14 protein-coding genes and 1 pseudogene are annotated in these 19738 nt (G+C 58.6%); 7 read left to right on the top strand and 8 right to left on the bottom strand.

The window, feature by feature from the left end; all coding sequences use genetic code 11:
• Positions 1-105 precede the first annotated feature (105 nt).
• Complete coding sequence (locus AB4O40_RS09305; RefSeq protein WP_034150150.1) at positions 106-1779, top strand: DEAD/DEAH box helicase; 1674 nt, start codon at positions 106-108, stop codon at positions 1777-1779.
• Positions 1780-1948: 169 nt separating this feature from the next.
• Here the strand turns inward: AB4O40_RS09305 and AB4O40_RS09300 are convergent, their stop codons facing one another.
• Positions 1949-2716, bottom strand: a complete 768-nt coding sequence (locus AB4O40_RS09300) for a DODA-type extradiol aromatic ring-opening family dioxygenase (RefSeq protein WP_056727100.1) — start codon at positions 2714-2716, stop codon at positions 1949-1951.
• A 102-nt stretch (positions 2717-2818) separates the two neighbouring features.
• Here AB4O40_RS09300 and AB4O40_RS09295 point away from each other — a divergent pair, with 102 nt between their 5' ends.
• Positions 2819-3475, top strand: a complete 657-nt coding sequence (locus AB4O40_RS09295; protein ID WP_056727099.1) for a thiopurine S-methyltransferase — start codon at positions 2819-2821, stop codon at positions 3473-3475.
• 188 nt (positions 3476-3663) lie between these two features.
• On the opposite strand, the gene htpX is transcribed toward AB4O40_RS09295, so the two are convergent.
• Together htpX and AB4O40_RS09285 are read right to left on the bottom strand one after the other, a co-directional pair.
• Positions 3664-4554: a protease HtpX gene (htpX, locus tag AB4O40_RS09290; protein ID WP_007973520.1), complete on the bottom strand. Its 891-nt coding sequence runs from the start codon at positions 4552-4554 to the stop codon at positions 3664-3666.
• Positions 4555-4869: 315 nt separating this feature from the next.
• The gene (locus AB4O40_RS09285) at positions 4870-6081 is read right to left on the bottom strand and encodes a pyridoxal phosphate-dependent aminotransferase (protein ID WP_007973513.1); all 1212 of its coding nucleotides are present in this window, start codon (positions 6079-6081) and stop codon (positions 4870-4872) included.
• Positions 6082-6307: 226 nt separating this feature from the next.
• On the opposite strand from AB4O40_RS09285, the gene msrB reads away from it, so the two are divergent.
• The 3 genes from msrB (at position 6308) to AB4O40_RS09270 (ending at position 7845) form a co-directional block, all read left to right on the top strand.
• On the top strand, positions 6308-6703 hold the full coding sequence (msrB, locus tag AB4O40_RS09280; RefSeq protein ID WP_046043423.1) for a peptide-methionine (R)-S-oxide reductase MsrB: 396 nt from the start codon (positions 6308-6310) through the stop codon (positions 6701-6703).
• A 198-nt stretch (positions 6704-6901) separates the two neighbouring features.
• Positions 6902-7387: a glutathione peroxidase gene (locus tag AB4O40_RS09275; RefSeq protein ID WP_056727098.1), complete on the top strand. Its 486-nt coding sequence runs from the start codon at positions 6902-6904 to the stop codon at positions 7385-7387.
• Positions 7384-7845, top strand: a complete 462-nt coding sequence (locus tag AB4O40_RS09270) for a MarR family winged helix-turn-helix transcriptional regulator (protein ID WP_223541075.1) — start codon at positions 7384-7386, stop codon at positions 7843-7845. The genes AB4O40_RS09275 and AB4O40_RS09270 overlap by 4 nt, the downstream gene beginning before the upstream one ends.
• Here AB4O40_RS09270 and AB4O40_RS09265 read toward each other — a convergent pair.
• Positions 7829-10192: a hybrid sensor histidine kinase/response regulator gene (locus AB4O40_RS09265; RefSeq protein WP_056727096.1), complete on the bottom strand. Its 2364-nt coding sequence runs from the start codon at positions 10190-10192 to the stop codon at positions 7829-7831. The two genes, AB4O40_RS09270 and AB4O40_RS09265, sit on opposite strands and share 17 nt — an antisense overlap.
• 123 nt (positions 10193-10315) lie before the next feature.
• Between AB4O40_RS09265 and AB4O40_RS09260 the strand changes: the two genes are divergently transcribed.
• Both AB4O40_RS09260 and AB4O40_RS09255 read left to right on the top strand, forming a co-directional pair.
• Positions 10316-11206, top strand: coding sequence for an ATP-binding protein (locus AB4O40_RS09260; RefSeq protein ID WP_056727095.1), 891 nt, complete (start codon positions 10316-10318; stop codon positions 11204-11206).
• On the top strand, positions 11203-11685 hold the full coding sequence (locus AB4O40_RS09255) for a GAF domain-containing protein (protein WP_056727094.1): 483 nt from the start codon (positions 11203-11205) through the stop codon (positions 11683-11685). The genes AB4O40_RS09260 and AB4O40_RS09255 overlap by 4 nt, the downstream gene beginning before the upstream one ends.
• Here the strand turns inward: AB4O40_RS09255 and AB4O40_RS09250 are convergent, their stop codons facing one another.
• From AB4O40_RS09250 to AB4O40_RS09235, 4 genes and pseudogenes are all read right to left on the bottom strand, one after another.
• Complete coding sequence (locus tag AB4O40_RS09250; protein WP_460054857.1) at positions 11686-14631, bottom strand: HD domain-containing phosphohydrolase; 2946 nt, start codon at positions 14629-14631, stop codon at positions 11686-11688. It lies immediately after the preceding gene.
• Between the two features lie 49 nt (positions 14632-14680).
• Positions 14681-18321 (bottom strand): annotated as a pseudogene (locus tag AB4O40_RS09245) (transporter substrate-binding domain-containing protein).
• A gap of 8 nt (positions 18322-18329) precedes the next feature.
• On the bottom strand, positions 18330-18956 hold the full coding sequence (locus AB4O40_RS09240; protein ID WP_056727435.1) for a response regulator transcription factor: 627 nt from the start codon (positions 18954-18956) through the stop codon (positions 18330-18332).
• Between the two features lie 245 nt (positions 18957-19201).
• On the bottom strand, positions 19202-19594 hold the full coding sequence (locus tag AB4O40_RS09235) for a response regulator (RefSeq protein WP_056727091.1): 393 nt from the start codon (positions 19592-19594) through the stop codon (positions 19202-19204).
• Positions 19595-19738 lie beyond the last annotated feature (144 nt).

The raw sequence follows: 19738 nt of genomic DNA, 5'->3' as shown, positions 1-19738 counted from the left end.
TCGCAAATCCCCGCCGACAAAGCTGCCAGGGCGACTCTTGAGTCTCAACACGGCACGCGCAGCTTTGGAGCATGGGTCTTTGCGGATGCACTTAGAGGCAGACCCATGACCCAGGAAACCGGCGGCTTCGCCGCTTTTAATCTTAATCCGAATATTCTTGCAGCCGTCACCGCGACTGGCTACGAAGAGCCATCGGCTATTCAGCAGCAATCGATCCCGATCATCATGGCCGGTCACGACATGATTGGTCAGGCGCAAACCGGTACGGGTAAAACCGCTGCGTTCGCCCTGCCAATCCTGCATCGCATCGATCCTGCAAAGCGCGAACCGCAAGCCCTGATCCTGGCACCAACTCGTGAGTTGGCGCTACAAGTTGCAACCGCTTTCGAAACCTACGCCAAGCAAATGCCGGGCGTAACTGTTGTGGCTGTCTACGGCGGCGCGCCGATGGGCCCACAGCTGAAAGCAATCCGTAATGGCGCACAGATCGTTGTCGCCACTCCGGGCCGTCTGTGCGACCACCTGCGTCGCGACGAAAAAGTACTGGCGACCGTGAACCACCTGGTTCTCGACGAAGCCGACGAAATGCTCAAGCTGGGTTTCATGGACGACCTGGAAGTTATCTTCAAGGCTCTGCCTGCAACCCGTCAGACCGTATTGTTCTCGGCCACCTTGCCGCAGTCGATCCGCGCCATTGCCGAACGCCACCTGCGCGATCCGCAACACGTGAAGATCCAGACCAAGACCCAGACCGTTACCGCGATCGAGCAGGCTCACCTGCTGGTTCACGCTGACCAGAAGACTTCGGCCGTTCTCAGCTTGCTGGAAGTGGAAGATTTCGACGCCCTGATCATGTTCGTGCGTACCAAGCAAGCGACCCTGGATCTGGCCAGTGCCCTGGAAGCCAAAGGCTACAAAGCCGCTGCGCTGAACGGTGACATCGCCCAGAACCAGCGTGAGCGCGTGATCGATTCCCTCAAGGATGGCCGTCTGGACATCGTTGTGGCGACCGACGTTGCTGCTCGTGGCCTGGACGTTCCGCGCATCACTCACGTGTTCAACGTTGACATGCCGTACGACCCGGAGTCCTACGTTCACCGTATCGGCCGTACCGGCCGTGCCGGTCGCGAAGGTCGTGCGCTGCTGCTGGTGACTCCGCGTGAGCGCCGCATGCTGCAAGTGATCGAGCGTGTAACCGGTCAAAAGGTTGCTGAAGTTCGTCTGCCGGACGCTCAAGCCGTTCTGGATGCGCGCATCAAGAAACTGACCAACAGCCTGTCGCCGCTGGTGGCCGAGGCCGAATCGACTCACGGTGATCTGCTTGATCGCCTGACCGCCGACATCGGTTGCAGCCCGCGTGCCCTGGCCGCAGCCCTGCTGCGCAAGGCAACCAACGGTCAAGCGCTGAACCTGGCCGCTATCGAGAAAGAACGTCCACTGGTGCCGAACAATGCACCGCGTGGCGATCGTCCAGAGCGTTCCGGTGATCGTCCTGAGCGTGGCGACCGCGAGCGTCGTGCTCCGATGCCACTGGGCGAAGGCCGTGCACGTTGCCGTACCGCGCTGGGCGCGCGTGATGGTATCGCTGCCAAGAACCTGCTGGGCGCCATCCTCAACGAAGGTGGCCTGGCGCGTGAAGCGATCGGTCGCATCCAGGTGCGTGACAGCTTCAGCCTCGTCGAGTTGCCGGAAGATGGTCTGGAGAAGTTGCTGACCAAGCTGAAGGACACTCGCGTTGCCGGCAAGCAGTTGAAGCTGCGTCGCTACCGCGAAGATTGATCCGCTCTCGGGCTGATTGATCGAACATGAAAAATCCCCGACTGGTTCGGGGATTTTTTATGCCTGTAAAAAAGATCGCAGCCTGCGGCAGCTCCTACATGGGATCACATTCCTCCGTAGGAGCTGCCGAAGGCTCGGGCCGCGTTCGGACGATCTTTTGCCTTATTGGCTAACCGAAGCGATAGATGTCCATGCCCAATGCCCCCATGGTGAACCCCTGATGGGCAACGCTGAACGGCCCCCCGGCAGCGCGGGCAAAATACAACGGCAACAAGTGCTCATCACTCGGATGATTGCGTACAGCGTTTGGCGCCTGCGCGCGATAGTCGTGCAGCGCGTCTTCGTCGTTCGCGGCGAGTTTTTCGATCATCCAGTCGCGAAATGCCCGGGCCCAGGGTTCAACGCTCTCGGGGCCGGCATGCCAGTCCAGTTCCCGCAGGTTGTGAGTGATGCTGCCGGAGCCGATCAGCAGCACGCCATGCTCGCGCAGGCTGGCCAGCGCGTGACCAACACGGGTCTGCAGGGCGGGACCGCCACGGGTGGGCAATGAAACCTGGACAATCGGGATGTCTGCCTGCGGGTACATCAGCGATAAAGGCACCCAGACGCCATGGTCGAAAGGTCGATTGCTGTCGATACGTGCTGCAAAGCCAGCGGTTTTCAGTAATTCGGCAACCTCTGCGGCGAGTCGTGGGTCGCCGGGAGCCGGGTACTGGACTTCGAACAGGGCTTTGGGAAAGCCACCGAAGTCATGCCAGGTTTCCGGTTGTGGATTGCCGCTGACCAGCAGCTCATTGCTTTCCCAGTGTGCGGAAACAATCACAATGGCCTTGGGCTTCGGTAATTCGGCGGCCAGGCGGGCGAGTGCCGGCCCGCTGGCGCCGGGTTCCAGGGCGAGCATGGGGGAGCCGTGGGATATGTACAGGCTGGGGAACATGAATGAGCTCCTGAGAGTTAAGATGCAACATCTTCAGTCAGATCATTAATCTAAATCTAATATAAGTTTTAGGGTGTTTTGATCGAATTTTCGGGGTTATTTATGCAGCCGGAGTTTTGGCACAAGAAGTGGGCGGCGAACCAGATCGGCTTTCACCTGCCACAGGTGAACCCTTATCTGAAACGGTTCTGGCCAGCGTTGAGCCTTGAAGAAGGCGCGCGCGTGCTGGTGCCGTTATGTGGAAAAAGCCTGGATCTGCTATGGCTCGCCCATCAAGGCCATGAGGTCTTGGGAGTCGAACTGTCGGAAAAAGCCGTCGAGGAGTTTTTCAGCGAACATGGCTTTGATCCGGCCGTTAGCGAGCAGGGGCCGTTCAAGGTTTATCGGGCAGGTTCCATTGAGCTGTGGTGCGGCGATTTCTTCGAGCTGACGGCAGGCGACGTTGCCGATTGCTCCGCGCTTTATGATCGCGCGGCGTTGATCGCGTTGCCGGCGCAAATGCGCGAGCGCTACGCCGCCCATTTGAAGCGGATTCTGCCGAAGGAGTCCCTTGGCCTGATGATTACCCTGGATTACGACCAGGCGCAAATGCCCGGTCCGCCGTTTGCCGTACTCGATGAAGAGGTGCGACGGTTGTTCGGGGACTCATGGGCGCTGAAGATCCTGGAAGATCAGGATGTGTTGAGCGAGAGCGGGAAATTCCTGGAGGCGGGTGTCACGCGGCTGGAGGAGCGTGTGTATCGGGTTTCCAGTCGGTAGGAACGGTTAGCAGTACTGGCCTCTTCGCGAGCAAGTCGAATCGTCGCACCGCCGCTCCCACATTTGACCGCGATTCCTTGTGGGAGCGGGCTTGCCCGCGAAGAGGCCCTGAAAAGCACTGAAGCTTTTGAACACGCAAAAAAAGGCCCGCATCGCTGCGGGCCTTTTCATTTTTGCTGTGAAGTCTCTTAGCCCCGACGACGAGCCAGAGCGTCGATACGCTCTTCCAGTGGCGGGTGGCTCATGAACATGCGGGCGAACCCTTGCTTGATGCCACCGTTAATGCCGAAGGCGTTCAGTGTGTCGGGCATGTGCACCGGCAGGCCTTGTTCCGCCCGCAGGCGTTGCAGGGCGCCAATCATCGCGGCGGTGCCGGCCAGGTTTGCACCGGCTTCGTCGGCACGGAATTCGCGCTTGCGCGAGAACCACATGACGATGGCGCTGGCCAGGATGCCGAGAACAAGTTCGGCGAAGATGGTTGCCACGTAGTAGGCAATGCCTTGGCCTTCTTCGTTCTTGAAGATCACCTTGTCGACGAAATTGCCGATGATTCGTGCGAAGAACATCACGAAGGTGTTCACCACGCCCTGGATCAATGCCAGGGTAACCATGTCGCCATTGGCTACGTGGCCGATTTCGTGGGCCAGGACGGCTTTCACTTCATCCGGCGAGAAGCGCTCGAGCAAACCCTGGCTGACCGCAACCAACGCGTCGTTCTTGTTCCAGCCGGTGGCGAAGGCGTTCGCCTCGTAGGCCGGGAAGATACCGACTTCGGGCATCTTGATCCCGGCTTCGCGGGACAGTTGCTCGACGGTTTGCAGCAGCCATTGCTCGTGACGGGTACGTGGCTGGGTGATGATCTGGGTGCTGGTGCTCATCTTCGCCATCCACTTGGAGATGAACAGCGAGAACAGGGAACCGGCGAAACCAAAGACCGCACAGAAAATCAGCAGCTGATTGAGGTTGAGATCAACCCCATTGGCCGCCATGAACCCGTTGAAGCCGAAAAGGCTCAGGGTGATGCTGGCAATCAGCACGACCGCCAGGTTAGTGGCCAAGAACAGCAGGATGCGCATCATGGTTGTAGAAATCTCCTCAAGCTAAAGATGTAGCGTACTGCGGGGTATATAAGGTGCTGCACCGGGGTATTCAACCGGGTGACTATTTCAAACTGTGTCCTACGGCAACAGTCTAGCTGCTTGCAGGGCATTTCCGACAAGTGTGCAGGAAGTGTTTGTCAGTCAATTCGTGCCGAAGGCCCAGCCTTTGTTAGGCGTGGGCAGGCAAGGGGCTGTCCGGTAGCGACAAAGCGACGGCCAGTGGCCCAATGCAAATAAATGTTGCCGGATGAATCACCGTGCGACGTTCGGGGGCATCGCACGGTGACGGACCGCTTACTGGCGGTAGGACTTGAGGAAGCCGCCGATGCGTCCGATGGCCATCTCCAGGTCATCGACACGGGGCAGGGTCACGACGCGGAAGTGGTCTGGCCATGGCCAGTTGAAGGCGGTGCCTTGAACCACAAGCAGCTTCTCGGAGAGCAGCAGGTCGAGGACGAACTTTTCGTCGTTATGGATCGGGCAAACCTTGGGGTCGATCCGCGGGAATGCATACAGCGCGCCCATCGGCTTGACGCAGCTCACGCCCGGAATGTCGTTGAGCAACTCCCAGGTGCGGTTGCGTTGCTCCAGCAGGCGGCCCTGGGGCAGTACCAGGTCGTTGATGCTCTGATAGCCACCCAGGGCGGTCTGGATTGCATGCTGGCTCGGCACGTTGGCGCACAGGCGCATGTTCGCCAGCATGTCGATGCCTTCGATGTAGCTCTGGGCGTGGTGTTTCGGTCCGGAAATGGCGATCCAGCCGGAACGGAAGCCGGCCACGCGATAGGACTTGGACAGGCCGTTGAAGGTCAGGCACAGCAGGTCAGGCGCCAGGGAGGCGGTGCAGATGTGCACGGCGTCGTCGTAGAGGATCTTGTCGTAGATCTCGTCGGAGAACACCACCAGGTTGTGCTGGCGGGCCAGTTCCAGCATGCCCAGCAGCACTTCCTTCGAATACACCGCGCCGGTCGGGTTATTCGGGTTGATGATCACCAGGGCCTTGGTGTTCGGGGTGATCTTGGCCTTGATGTCGGCCAGGTCCGGCCACCAGTTGGCTTGCTCGTCGCACAGGTAATGCACCGGATTGCCGCCGGACAGGCTCACGGCTGCGGTCCACAATGGATAGTCCGGCGCTGGCACCAGCACTTCGTCGCCATTGTTGAGCAGCGCCTGCATCGACATCACGATCAGTTCGGATACGCCGTTGCCCAGATAGATGTCTTCAATGCCGACGCCTTCCACCTGCTTTTGCTGGTAGTACTGCATCACGGCCTTGCGCGCACTGAACAGGCCCTTGGAATCACTGTAGCCCTGGGCGGTCGGCAGGTTGCGGATCACGTCCTGGAGGATTTCATCCGGTGCTTCGAAACCAAAAGGTGCCGGGTTGCCGATGTTCAGCTTGAGGATGCGATGACCTTCCTCTTCCAGGCGCTTGGCGTGCTTGAGCACCGGGCCGCGAATGTCGTAGCAGACGTTGGCGAGCTTGTTCGATTTGCTGACCTGCATGGCGATGTGTTCCCGAAAATGAACGATCCAGACGGCGTTTGGGCAACCGTGCTGGGAATCCTGCGTATTCACACAGGCCTGACGCCTTGAGATGCAGCACCCATATTTCCGTTTGAATGCGCGTGGTCTGGCTGCCAGACTGGCGTTTGACGAGGCGCAATCATACGTGCCGCCCGATCCGTGGAAAAGGTACAGATCGGGCTTTTTCAGCCGCTGAGGTGTGATGATGGAAAAGTTGGAAAAAACCCTGGAAGAATGGAAGGCGATGCTCGACCCGGAGCAGTACAACGTGTGCCGCCTCAAAGGCACCGAACGTCCGTTTTCCGGCAAATACAACGCCACCAAGACCGACGGTATCTACCACTGCATCTGCTGCAGCGAGCCACTGTTCGACTCCAGGACCAAGTTCGATTCCGGCTGCGGCTGGCCGAGTTTCTACGCGCCGATCGGCGACAGCGCCATGACCGAAATCCGTGATGTCAGCCACGGCATGATCCGCACCGAAGTGGTCTGCGCCAAATGCGACGCGCACCTGGGGCATGTATTCCCTGATGGTCCACCGCCGACAGGCCTGCGTTATTGCATCAATTCGGTATGCCTGGACCTGGTGCCCCGCGAGTAATGCGAGCCCCGTAGGAGCTGCCGAAGGCTGCGATCTTTTGATTCTTGGCCTCAAGAAAGACCAGGTCAAAAGATCGTCCGAACGCGGCCCGAACCTTCGGCAGCTTCTACAGTTGGTCAGTGTTTTGATTAATTAAATTGCACACAATTAAATTGCTAGCTATTTTGTTGTTTCTTCCATTCGTTCGGAACCTCAAACATGAGCGACAACCTGCTGAGCATCCCTTGCACCACGATCAAGGGCGAGCAAAAGACCCTGGCGGATTTCGCCGGCAAGGCCGTGCTGGTGGTCAACACGGCCAGCAAGTGCGGTTTCACTCCGCAGTACAAGGGCCTGGAAGAGTTGTGGCAGACCTACAAGGACCAGGGTCTGGTGGTGCTCGGATTTCCCTGCAACCAGTTCGGCAAACAAGAGCCGGGCAATGAAGGGGCGATCTCCGAGTTCTGCGAGTTGAACTTCGGTGTCAGCTTCCCGCTGTTCAAAAAGATCGACGTCAACGGTGCCGATGCCCATCCGCTGTTCGTGCAATTGAAAAAGCGCGCACCGGGGGTGCTGGGTTCCCAGGGCATCAAGTGGAACTTCACCAAGTTCCTGATTGGCAAGGACGGGCAACTGGTCAAGCGCTTCGCTCCGGCGACCAAGCCGCAGGACCTGACCCGCGAGATCGAAGCCCTGCTCAAATGAATACCTTGTCAGTCGATTCCCTGAAGCTCGACAGCCAGTTGTGTTTCAAGCTGTACGCGGCTTCCCGGGCGGTGATTCGCGCCTACAAGCCAATGCTCGATCAGTTGGGCCTGACTTACCCTCAGTACCTGGCGATGCTGGTGTTGTGGGAGTGGCAGGAAGCGGCCCCGGAGCAACCGACCGTCAAGGCATTGGGCGAGCGTCTGGCCCTGGATTCCGGCACGCTGACACCCTTGCTCAAGCGCCTGGAACAACTGCAACTGGTGCAACGCCAGCGTTCGGCGCGCGATGAGCGTGAAGTGCACCTGAGCCTGTCGCCAGCCGGCGCGGCCTTGCGTGACCAGGTCGGGCCACTCAAGGCGCGCCTGTTGTGCGACAGCGGGGTCGATCTGAATCGTCTCAACGAATTGCGCGATGGCCTCGATCACCTGTTGGGGCAGATCAAGGCGTTGTCGTAGCGGGGATCCACAGGTCCAGCAGGGCGGCCAGTTCTTCGCGCCGAAAGGGTTTGGCCAGGTAGTCGCTCATGCCCGCGGCACGACAGCGTTCACGCTCCTCCGACATGGCGTTGGCCGTCAGGGCAACAATGGGCAGTTGGGGCCAGCGTCCGTTGCGGCGGATTTGCCGGCTGGCTTCATAGCCGTCCATCACCGGCATGTTGCAGTCCATCAGCACCAGGTCGAAATCCCGTTGTTCGAGTTGGTCCAGGGCCTCGCCGCCATGAGCCGCGGTGGTGACCTCACAGCCGAGTTTGCCGAGCATGCCCTTGGCCACCAACTGATTGACCGGGTTGTCTTCCACCAACAGCACTCGTCCGCGGCGTAGCGGGCATTGAGTGTCGAGCCGGGCCTCATTGATCGGGTGGGTTTGCGGTTGCAGGATCCGCTGCAACGTCTGAAGCAGCGTACTGCGGGCCAAGGGGCGGGCCTGTTGTTGCAGGGGGGCGAGGGCGCTGGCCTCTTCGCTGGGCATGAAGTTGCCGTAAGCGGTGATCAGCAGGATCGGCGCGCTGAGGGTGGGGCGCAAATTGAACAGGCATTCGGGGCAGTCGGTGATGAGCACGTCGGCTGTCAGGCCAAACAGTGGGTCATCCATGGAACGCCGTTCATAGTCCAGCCCCCAGACAGGCAACAGGCTGTTCAACAGTTCCCCCAGACCGCTGCTGGCGGCAGTGATGGCAATGACCTTGCCCTTGAGCGAAACAGCAGGCATTGCGCGAGTATGACTGGGCAAAGGCAAGTCTGCGCAGAACTGGCTGCCAAACCCCGCCTCGGAACTGATCGTCAGGCGTCCTTGCATGGCTTCGCAAAGGTTGTAGGTCAGGGCCAGGCCCAGCCCGGTGCCGCCAAACTGACGGGTAATACCGGCGCCGGCCTGGGTGAAAGGCTGGAGGATCTTGACCTGGGCATCCTGGGGGATGCCGATGCCGGTGTCGCACACTTCGATCCTGACGCCGTCGCCGAACGTCGACAGGCGCACGTCGACCCGCCCGAAACGGGTGAACTTGAGGGCGTTGGACAGCAGGTTACTGACGATCTGCCGCACCCGGGTCGGATCGCCGAGCACCAGTGCCGGGAAATGCGGATCGATCAGGCAGGTCAGTTCGACGCTGGGGGCGGCGTTCTGCGACAACAGGTTGGCGGTGTCTTCGATCAGCGAACCGAGGTCGAAGGGGATGTGTTCGAGTTCGAGTTGGCCGGCATCGAACTTCGACAAATCGAGAATATCGTTGAGCAATTCCACCAGCACTTTGCCCGAGTCATGGGCGATAGACAGTTGCTGCTGTTGTTCGGCATTCAGCGGCCCGTCGAGTGACAGCGCGATCATCCCGAGCAAGCCATTGAGAGGCGTGCGGATTTCATGGCTCATGTTGGCCAGGAACACCGAGCGGGCTTCGGCCATGTCGAGGGCGGTACTGCGGGCGGCTTCCAGTTCCTCGTTGGATTGGCTCAACCGCGCGTTGATCGCCTTGAGTTCGGCAGTGCGGGCCGAGACGATGTTTTCCAGTTGGCCGAGGTATTCGGTCAGGCGGTTTTCCGCGTTGCGCCGCTGCTGGATTTCGGTGGCGATGTTCTTGAATTGCTGGTTGGCAACCTTGACCAGCACGCCGATTTCATCGTTGGCGTGTCCGGTGGGACACTCCAGTGAGGTCGATTCGGTGCTGCCCGGGTCGCGACCGCTGAGTTCACGGATGACTCGCACCAGGGGTTTGGTCAGCATCACATAGAACAGCGCCAGCAGGATGCCGGACAGCAGCAGGCTGCGGGCGAAGCCATTGATCAGGGTCACTTCGGCCCGGCGCAGGAACCGGTCGCCGAAGGCGTAAGTATCGACATTCAGCCGCAGCGTACCCAGGGATTCGTTGGGCATATGATCCAGGTAAAGCCGGTCTTCGAACTGTCGGTTGGCGCCGAACAGGAAGTCACTGAGCATCCGGTAACCGTTTTCCACACCGGGTCGCTTGACGTTGGCCAGAACGGTACCGTTGTTGTCGGTCAGTTTTGCGCCGATGATCGCTGGCGAGCGCAGCAGGCCCAGGGTCAGTTCCTTGGCGAGTTCGGCGTCGATGTTGTAGGCGATTCGCGAGGCCGGGTTGTGGCTGATTTCCAGCAATGAAAGGATTTCACGATTGATGGAGGCGTCTTCACTGGCATAATCGATGCCTATTTGCAGCAGGCTGAGCAGCGTGCCCAGAATGAAACCGACCAGCACAGTAAGCCGGGCTTGCTTGAATGACAGCCGGTTGGTGAATTTGATGTCCATGAGGGGGTGAACCACTTCGGTTTCCTTTCGCTGCTCAAGCATAGTCGATCATGCATGCCTGCTGATGTTCTCGCGAGGCTTGTACTGCGGGGGCCGCCGCTTGTGTGACGCTGTGTTTCGTCGCTGTATCACCATCATTACTGTGAACGTGCCTGAGGAGAAGTCGTGGATTCCCGATTGAATGCTTTTCTTGAACGCGCCGATGCCGTTCTGGCCCGTATCGAGCCGTTGCTGCCGGCCTTCCGGCCCACCATCGACTGGACACAATGCCTGGCCGCGCGCTGGCAGCGTGAGTCGCGCGGCGGTTATCTGATGCCGCTGGAGGTCAGCCTCGACATGCGTTTGTCGGACCTGATCGGCGTCGACCGGCAAGTCGAGCAGCTTGGGCGCAATACCCAACAGTTTCTCGACGGCATGCCGGCCAACCACGCCTTGCTCTGGGGCTCACGCGGCACCGGCAAGTCGTCGCTGGTGCGCGCTTTGCTGGCTGAGCACGCTCAAGCCGGATTGCGCTTGATCGAGATTGAACGTGATCACCTGGCAGACCTGCCGCGAGTGGTCGAACAGATCGGCAAACTGCCTCAGCGTTTCGTGTTGTTTTGCGATGACCTCTCGTTCGAGTCGGGCGAGGGTGATTACCGAGTGCTCAAGAGTGTCCTCGATGGCTCGCTGGAACAGGCGCCGGACAACGTTTTGCTGTACGCCACGTCCAACCGTCGCCACCTGGTGCCGGAAAAGGAAAGTGACAACGAAAACTGGAAACGGGTCGACGGCGAACTGCATCCGAGCGAGGCGGTGGAAGACAAGATCGCGCTGTCGGACCGCTTCGGCCTGTGGCTGTCGTTCTATCCGTTTACCCAGGAACACTTCCTCGACGTCGTCGAGCACTGGATCGGCCAGTTGGCCGGCAAGGCCGGACTGGCGTGGCAGCGCACCGAGGAACTGGACATCCTGGCGGTACGCTGGGCCACCGGCCGAGGCAATCGCAATGGGCGTTGCGCCTATCAATTTGCTCGTTATTGGGTCGGGCTGAAACTGTTGGAGCACAAGGCATGATCGATTTACAAAAGAGCGGCCAGGGCCTCGAAGGCTACGGCATGCTGCACGCACAGCTGGAGTCATTGCTGGCGGACGAGCGGGATTTTATCGCCAATGCCGCACAATTCTCGGCGTTTCTGTTCAATCAACTCGATGACTTGAACTGGGCCGGTTTCTACCTCAACCGTCATGAAGAGCTGGTGCTGGGCCCGTTTCAGGGGCAGATCGCTTGCGTACGGATTCCGTTCGGCCGTGGCGTTTGCGGGGCGGCGGCAGCCACCCTGCAGACTCAACGAGTCGAAGATGTGCACGCGTTCCCCGGTCACATTGCCTGCGACAGCGCCTCGAACAGCGAACTGGTGGTGCCGTTGGTCAAAGACGGCCGATTGATCGGCGTGCTTGACCTCGACAGTCCGAAACTTGCGCGTTTCACCGCGCAGGACCAAGCCGGGATCGAACAGCTGGCGGCGATTTTCCTGCGCCTGACCGACTGCTGATCAAGACGCCAGGCCGGCCTTGGCCAGCAGGCCGGAGGCGTCCACCGCATCGATCTGCCCAGGGTCGAGGAAGCGCCTGGCGTACTGCAAATAGATTTGTGCCTTGATGAACAGCCCGAACAGCTGCGGGTCTATGTGGGCATCACGGCACATGAACGCCATGATGCTCAGCGCCTCGCTCAAGGTCTTGGCTTTTTTGTATGGGCGGTCGGCGGCCGTCAAGGCTTCGAAAATATCGGCAATCGCCATCATCCGCGCCGGCAGGCTCATCTCTTCTCGCTTCAAGCGTTTCGGATACCCGCTGCCGTCCATTTTTTCGTGATGCCCGCCGGCTATTTCCGCGACGCTGCGCAAGTGCCCGGGGAATGGCAGATGGTTGAGCATCTGGATCGTCTGAACGATGTGGTTATTGATGACATAACGCTCCTCGCTCGTCAGTGTGCCCCGGACGATGCTCAGGTTGTACAGCTCGCCGCGGTTGTATTTGTGGGGCGGAACGTCGAGCTTGAAGCCCAGGGGATTGTCCTGCGGTATCACTTCGTTTTCGCTGCGTTCGAACAGGTGCTCGGGTTTGTCCGCCAGTAAGGGTTCGCTGACGGGCAGGGCTGGGGCGGGCGTTCGGGCCTGACGCCGGTTTTCTTCCCAGGACACGCCCAACCGGTCATCCAGGGTCCGGGTCCAGGTGCGTTCAGCCAGGCGGCGCAGACGTTGCAGATCAGCGTCGGCCATGGCTTCGCCGCCGAGATTGCAACGGGCCACGAAGGCGAAATCATCATCCAGTCCGGCCAGGCTGGTATTGCGCAGTTCCGCCAGCGCTCGCTCGTCACCGCCCAGGGCAATGGCCTGCCAGTAGCTGATCCAGGCATCGCGCTTGAGCACCTCGAAGCGGGTACGGATCTCGTGGATGCGATCGGTCAGGGTTTCCAGTTTCGTGGCTTTGTCGACAACGTATTCCGGCGTGGTGACCTTGCCGCAATCGTGCAACCAGGCGGCGATGTGCAGTGCCTCCCATTCATCTTCGGTTGGCTGATAAGCGCTGAAGGCGGGCTCCTGGCTGTCTGCCGCCGCTTGGGCAAGCATCAGGGTCAGTTCCGGCACCCGCTGGCAATGGCCGCCGGTGTAGGGGCTTTTGGCGTCGATGGCGCCGGCCAGCAGTTGAATGAAGGCGTCCAGCAGCTGTTTTTGCCGGGCTTGCAGGCGCTGGCTTTCGATACACACGGCGGCCGCGCCGGACACCGCCTGGAGAAACGCAATGCGGTCCGGCCGCAGTTTGTCCAGATCGCTCTGCTCGCCGCTGTCGGCCAACAGCAACACCAGCAGACCCACGGTTTCGTTGTGGCGATTGTGCAGGCGGATTCCGATCAGATGGACCCGGGGGCTTTCCAGCGAGAGCAGGATTTTCTGCAGATCACCTGCCTGCTCGAAACCCAGGTTACTGACGACAGTGTCGACATTGGCCAACTGGTGCAGCCATGGGGGGCTTTGCGGATTCTTCAGCGAGTGTCCGCGGATGTCGAAGGCTTGCAGGTTCTCGGCGGTGTTGTTGATCACCAGTCCGTGAGGTTCCATGTGCTCGCCATCACCTTCGCGCAGATAGATCAGGCCGGCCTGGGCCTGACCGATTTTCACGGTTTCAAACAACACCCGTTCCAGCAGTGGGGCGAAGCGGGTTTCGGCGCTGAGGCTGTCTGTGATCTGGAAGAAGCTTGCCAGGGTGTCTTTCATCCGTGCCATCGACACACTCAGCTGGTCGACTTCGAGCACTGGCGAGCGACGGGAAAGCGGAAAATTGAAATCGAAGCTGCGAATCGCGTCGGCCTCCTGCACCAGGGCGCGCAAGGGCTTGACCAGGACTCTCGACGTCAGCCAACCCAGGGGCACGCATAACAGCAGGATTGCCAGGGTAATGAGCGCACCTTGCCAGCGCATCCGGTACGCGTCGACGAGCAACTCGTCCTCCGGTACCAGCAGCGCCAGTTGCAGGCCTTGGGGGCCGCCTTCCTGCATGCTGCTGCGGGCCACGATCCACTGCCGGCCGCTGGCGTTCAGGTGACTGCCCTGAGGGGGACTGTTGAGCAACGCACCCAGGCTGGGGCTCAGGTCCGCCGCCTTGATCAGGCGGGACGTCTGATCATCGATGATCAGCCTGCGGCTGTCGGGGTAGGCAATGGCATTGCCTTGGGCATCGAACAGCACGATTTCGGTGTTGGGGGTCACGACGTGCTTGGCCAGGGTCGCGCTGAGTTCGGCCAGGGTCAGGTCAGCGGCCAGGATTGCCTTGTCGCCGCTGCGTCGTGCCAGTGTCGTGCCGATGTTGTGGGTGGAAAAGAAAATATAGGGTTCGGTGGTGATCTGGTCATTGTCGCCGCGGGCGCTGGTAAACCAGGCGCGGTTGCGTGGGTCGTACGTATCGTTCAGGTTGTCCTGACGGCTGACAAGTACCAGGTTCCGGTCGAAAAACAATGACTGGGAGTGGGCCTGGCCGCTGCTGTCGTGCTCGATGCTCCAGACCTGGTAAACCGCCGTGTCCGGTGCCTTGACCAGGGCTTTGACCGCTGGGGTGCGCAGCGGGCGGACCATGAAAAAGTCACCATTGTCGTAGCCCAGGTACAGCGAAGCCAGGTTGGGGTTGTCCTCGAGTGACTGGCTGAACGGTTCGAGCAGTGCCAGGCGTTGTTCCAGATCAGGGGACTGGCCCGCCGGATTGAGTGCCAGCAGGCTCAACAGATGACGAATGGGGTCATAGGTCGCGTGCAGGTCCAGCCGGACATCCTGCTCAATGCGGTTGAAGAGTTTTTCACTGCTGGACAAGATGATCTGTGTGGTTTGCCGGTAGTTGAAAAGCCCCAGGGCAGTCCCGGTCAGCAACAGTAGAAGGGTGAACATCACGCTGATATGGACATGCAGCGGAAACCGGCGTGGATCCGTGCGCAGTGGGTCAGGCATTGCGGGTTTCTCCAGGATGGTCAACACACTGCCGAGGGGCCAAGCATAGTTAAGGCTCTGGCATTTTGCCTTCGTCGTAATGCTCGATCTGACGTAGCAACGCGTCCTCCAGTTCGAGCATGGCACGCTCCATGGCTTTGCAGCATCCGGCCACTTTTTCGCGATCGAAATCCTCATGGCAGGCGGCTTCGAGTGCCTCGCAGCAGTCAATCAGGCGGGAGGCCTGTACGATCCGGGCCGCACCTTTGATTTTGTGGGCAATGTCCCGTAGCGCCTGGGTATCCCCGGAGCTGGATAACGACAGCAGCGTTGGCAGGTCCTGGCGGTTGCTGCTGACCAACTCGTTCAGCAATCGTCGGTTCAACATCGGGTTGCCCCCGGTCAGCTGTTTCAAACCGTGAAGGCTGAACGCCGGAGCTGCCTGGCCGGGTTTTATGCCTTGCACCCATTGTCCCAAGGCCCCGAGGCTGAGGGGTTTGAACAGGCAGTCGTTCATTCCGGCCTGTTTGCAGCGTTTTATTTCTTCCGGTTGAGCGTTGGCGGTAAAGCCGAGAACGGTGCAGGGAGGGCGATGGAGTTGGCGTTCATGCTGGCGAATGGCGCGGGCCAACTGGTAACCGTTCATGACCGGCATGTTGCAATCGGCGATCACCAGATCAAAAGGCTGATCTCTCCATGCCTCCAATCCTTCCTGCCCATCGGACGCGACGGTAAATCGATGCCCAAGAAACTCCAACTGCTGGCACATGAGCAATCGATTGGCCGAGTGATCGTCGACTACCAGAACATTCAATGGGGTTGTGGCGACGACAACTTGGGTTTCGACCGCTTGGATCGACTGTTGCAGCGGCAACGTTTCCAGCTGCAACAACACCTCCACTTGGGTGCCGATGCCCGGCTCGCTGCGCAATTGCAGGCTACCGCCCATCATCTCGCAGAGATTGCGGCTGATCACCAGCCCCAGTCCTGCGCCTCCCCGGCCGATTGCATGGCATGGTCAGCCTGAGCGAAGGGTTCGAACAGGCGTTGTTGATCCTGCTTGCTGATCCCGATGCCACTGTCGTGAACCTGCACCCGCATTTGCACACGCTCAGGTTGCGTAGCCGGGTGCAGTTCGACAATGACCCGGACCTGGCCTTGTTCGGTAAACTTGATGGCATTGCTGATCAGGTTGGACAGCACCTGCTTGAAACGCAATGGGTCAAGCAACACATCGAAGGTCGTATTTGCCGATGAAAACTCCAGCACCAGTTCGAGTTCCTTCTGTCGGGCCAGGCCTTCGAAAATTCGTACGACCGAGGTCACAAGTTCACCCGGATTGACCCGCTCCGGGCTCAGGCTCAAGCGTCCTGATTCGATTCTGGCGATGTCGAGAATGTCGCCGATCAATTCCAGCAACCCTTTCGCCGAGTTGTACGCGACATCGATGGCCGGACGCTCCGGGTGCTGATGATCAAGACGCTTGAGTGTCAGTTCAAGCATGCCGATGATTGCATTCATTGGCGTACGGATCTCATGGCTCATCGTGGCCAGAAACGTGCTTTTGGCCCGGTTGGCGTTATCGGCGCGTTCTTTCGCGCAACGCAGATCATCAAGCAGTTGCCGCCGTTCGCTGATGTCGATCCAGCCACCGATAATGCCTTGCACTTTTGCGCTGGAATCCCGATAGGGAAGAATCCAGTGATAGATCGTCAGCCGCCGGCCACCAATGTGCAGTTCGCGATCGACGATCAACGGTCTGCCTTCGGCCACTACGCGCTGGTAGTCGGCCTGGTACTCCCGGGCTTCGAACACATTGCTCATCGATCCCTGCATGACGCTTTTGCCGATGACATCTTCACGCCGGGCGCAGAACGCTTGCAGGTAACTGTCGTTGCAACTTTGCAGCAGCCCCTGGCGATCACGCACGTAGATCGGATGGGGCGTGCCATTGACCAGTGATCGCATGAACTCGAACTGATCGTTCAGCGCACGCTCGGCGGCCTTGCGTTGCTTGATCTGGCGTCGCATGTAGTCGTTCCACGCAATGGAAATCAGCAATAGCACGCCGGCACCGATGACGATTTGGTAGAACAGTCTTTGATAGTTGCGCCAGGTGCTTTGCGAGGATGCCGAATAGCCGCGCCAGCGACTGTTGATGATGCCCAGTTCTTCCGGCGAGATGCTCAGCAACGCCTTGTCGAGAATGGCGTTCAGCTCTTTGGCGTCCAGAGCGGTGGCAAGGGAAAACGCCGCCTGCTCAGTGCCGATGGCGGTGCTGATTTGCAATGTGTGCTCGAACAGCCGCGAGGAAATGAAGTAATTGGCAATGACCAGTGAGTTCACTGCGCCCTCTGCCTGGCCCTCGGCGAGTAACTCTACGGCACTGAAGGCGTCCGGGGTTTCGATCAACTTGATCCGGGGGAACTCTATGCGCAGGTAATCCATGATTGGATTGCCACGGGCAATGGCCAGGCGCTTGTCCTGCAACTGCGCGAGGTTGGCCGGGCTGTCTCCGGCTTTGCGGGTCAGCAGGACGTAGGAGTTTTCCAGAAAGGGGCGGGTAAAGTTCAGTTGAGATTGACGTTGGGCGCTGGGGAGTAATGCGGCGATCACATCGACCTTGTTGTCCTTGATCTGTTTGATCATCTCTTCATCGCTTCGACTGCGCTGGATATCAAAGCGCAAGCCAGTGCGCAGCCTGATCAGCTCAAGCAAATCCGCGGTGACCCCACGAAAATTGCCATTGCTATCGAAAAATGTCAGTGGCGCAAAGGCTTCGTTGACAACAACGCGCACAATCGGGTGGTGGCTCAGCCAGCGTTCTTCCCGCTCAGTGAGTTGCAGCTTTTGATCGGTCAGCAGAATGTCGCTGCCGGCGCTCCAGCGTTTGGCGATGTTTTCTCGTTCACTGGAGGGGATGGCTGTGATCATCGCGTTGATGATGCCGAGCAGTTCGGGATTGTTCCGGTTGACGGCGAAGCTGAAACCAAAGGCTTCATGTTTGCCGAAGTTGGCCATGCGGATGTTGTTCAGGTACCCCTTGTTGATCATGTAGTGAGTTGAAATGGTGTCTCCGAGGAACACGTCCGCCTGATCGAAAGCAACGGCATTGATCGCATTCTGGTAGGACGGATAGGACGTGATGATCGCCTTCGGGTACAACGCCTTGACTTCCGCCAGTGGCAAGTAGTGATACACCATGCTCAGGCGCAATCCGGCCAGGCCATCAGTGAGGGATCGGGTTTCCCCTTCGCGGGTCACCAATACGGGTTGGTCGACGGCATAGGGTATGGACAATGCAATGTCGGCGTTGCCAGCTTCGAATCCATTGGCGGTGCCGAGCAGATCGACTTCACCGTTCTCCAGCGCAGTGATCGCGGCCCCTCGGGAATCGAAACGCAGAACCGTGACGGGCAGACCGGTTACTTTTTCCAGGAGACCGGCGTAATCGGCGGTAAACCCTTCATAGTCCCGACCACTGGTGGTCAGGTCGAATGGTGGATAGTCCGGGGCCGACGTACCGAGCGTCAGCTGTGTTTTTTGTGTTATCCATTGTCGCTGGGATTCATCCAGCCGAACCTCCAGCGCTCCGACCTTCGAGCGGCTGAGCAGCGTGTAGTTTTCATTGCCCGGTGCGCCGAACAACGTGGTGCTCACGCATAGACCTGCGGTCAGTTGAATCAGATAGACCTTCAAACGGCTGGGCATCCAGGTTCTCACACGAGTGCGTTACGTTTTGCCATCTCGATCAGTTCAACCAGGGATTTGGCTTTGAGTTTCTGCATGAGGCGCTTTTTGTAGGTGCTCACGGTCTTGTTACTCAGAAACATGCCCTTGGCGATTTCCTTATTTGTGCGACCTTGGGCAAAAAGTTGCAATACCATCAGTTCCCGGTCATTTACCGACTTGAACAGTTCCAGTTCAATGCAGCGTGTTTCATCTCCGCGGACGGGGTTCAAGGCTTCGCTCGGGAAATAGTTGTAACCTGCAAATACCGCTCTTATGGCGCTGACCAGTTCACTGATGTCCTCTTGTTTGCAGACATAGCCTGATGCACCCGATTGCATGCAACGAATACCGAAAAGTGTCGGGCATTGTGCTGTCAGCACCAGTGTTTTAAGAGGGGTGTTCATTGCATTGAATCGGGATAGCACTTCCAGGCCATCCAGTTTTGGAATGCTGATGTCGAGAATGACCAGGTCCGGCATGCATTCGCGAACCATCTGCATGGCGTCGACCCCATTGTCAGTTTCGCCGACGACTTTGTAACCTTCATGTTCCAGTAACATTCGAACGGCAAGGCGGATAACCGGGTGATCGTCGACAATAAAAACGGAGTTCATAATCAAGTCCCATGCGAGCTCAAATAAAGCGCGCACCATAGCTCAGATACTTGAAGGGGCGCATGAACTGACTGTCCTGTAGCAGCAATATAGGAAAAATCCTACATATTAAAAAGAATAGGACTACGTATTAACTAGGTTTCTTATTAGGAAGGCTGAAAAGAGTCCGATGTGCGGGCATACTTTAAAAGGAGGTTGTTTGTAAGTTTTTCACTGTGCATTTATCAGCTTTTATATGTTTTTTTCTATAGTGGTGCTGAGGTCAACAAGTCTCTAAATTCAGATTGTTTCAGTGGTTTTATCAAGTAACCCAATAATGGCAGCCCGTATTCGGTGGCCGTTTTTTCAAGCTCATCCAGTTCAGACGTCGTCAGGCTGCTCAGAATGATCGCCTGCCTGATCAGGCCCCGCTGGCTGGCGAACCGGACCAGTTCGAGTCCCGTCAGATCGGGCAGGCATTGATCGCATAAGAGGATGTCGAACGGTTGGTCTGCCCCGAGCATTTGCAGCAGGGCGCCTTTGGCGCTGTCGGCGGTCGTCAGTCGGGTGAAGCCATAACTTTCCAGCAGGTATTGAGTGGCTATTAGTTGGAAGGGATGGTCTTCCACCACGAGGATGCGTAGATCGTCTTTGGCCATGGGGCGCACTTCATCTGTCGAACAGAAGGGAGGGAGATTGTTTCGCGAGAGTACCGGGCAAGCGATCAGTTTGCTCGCCATGTGCTGTAGGGCAATTCGACGAAGCTTGAGTGTTGTTGGATGTTGAAGGGGGGATCAGCCATA

This window comes from Pseudomonas sp. S2_F07 (assembly GCF_054668325.1).
This window is presented reverse-complemented; position numbering and strand designations above follow the sequence as displayed.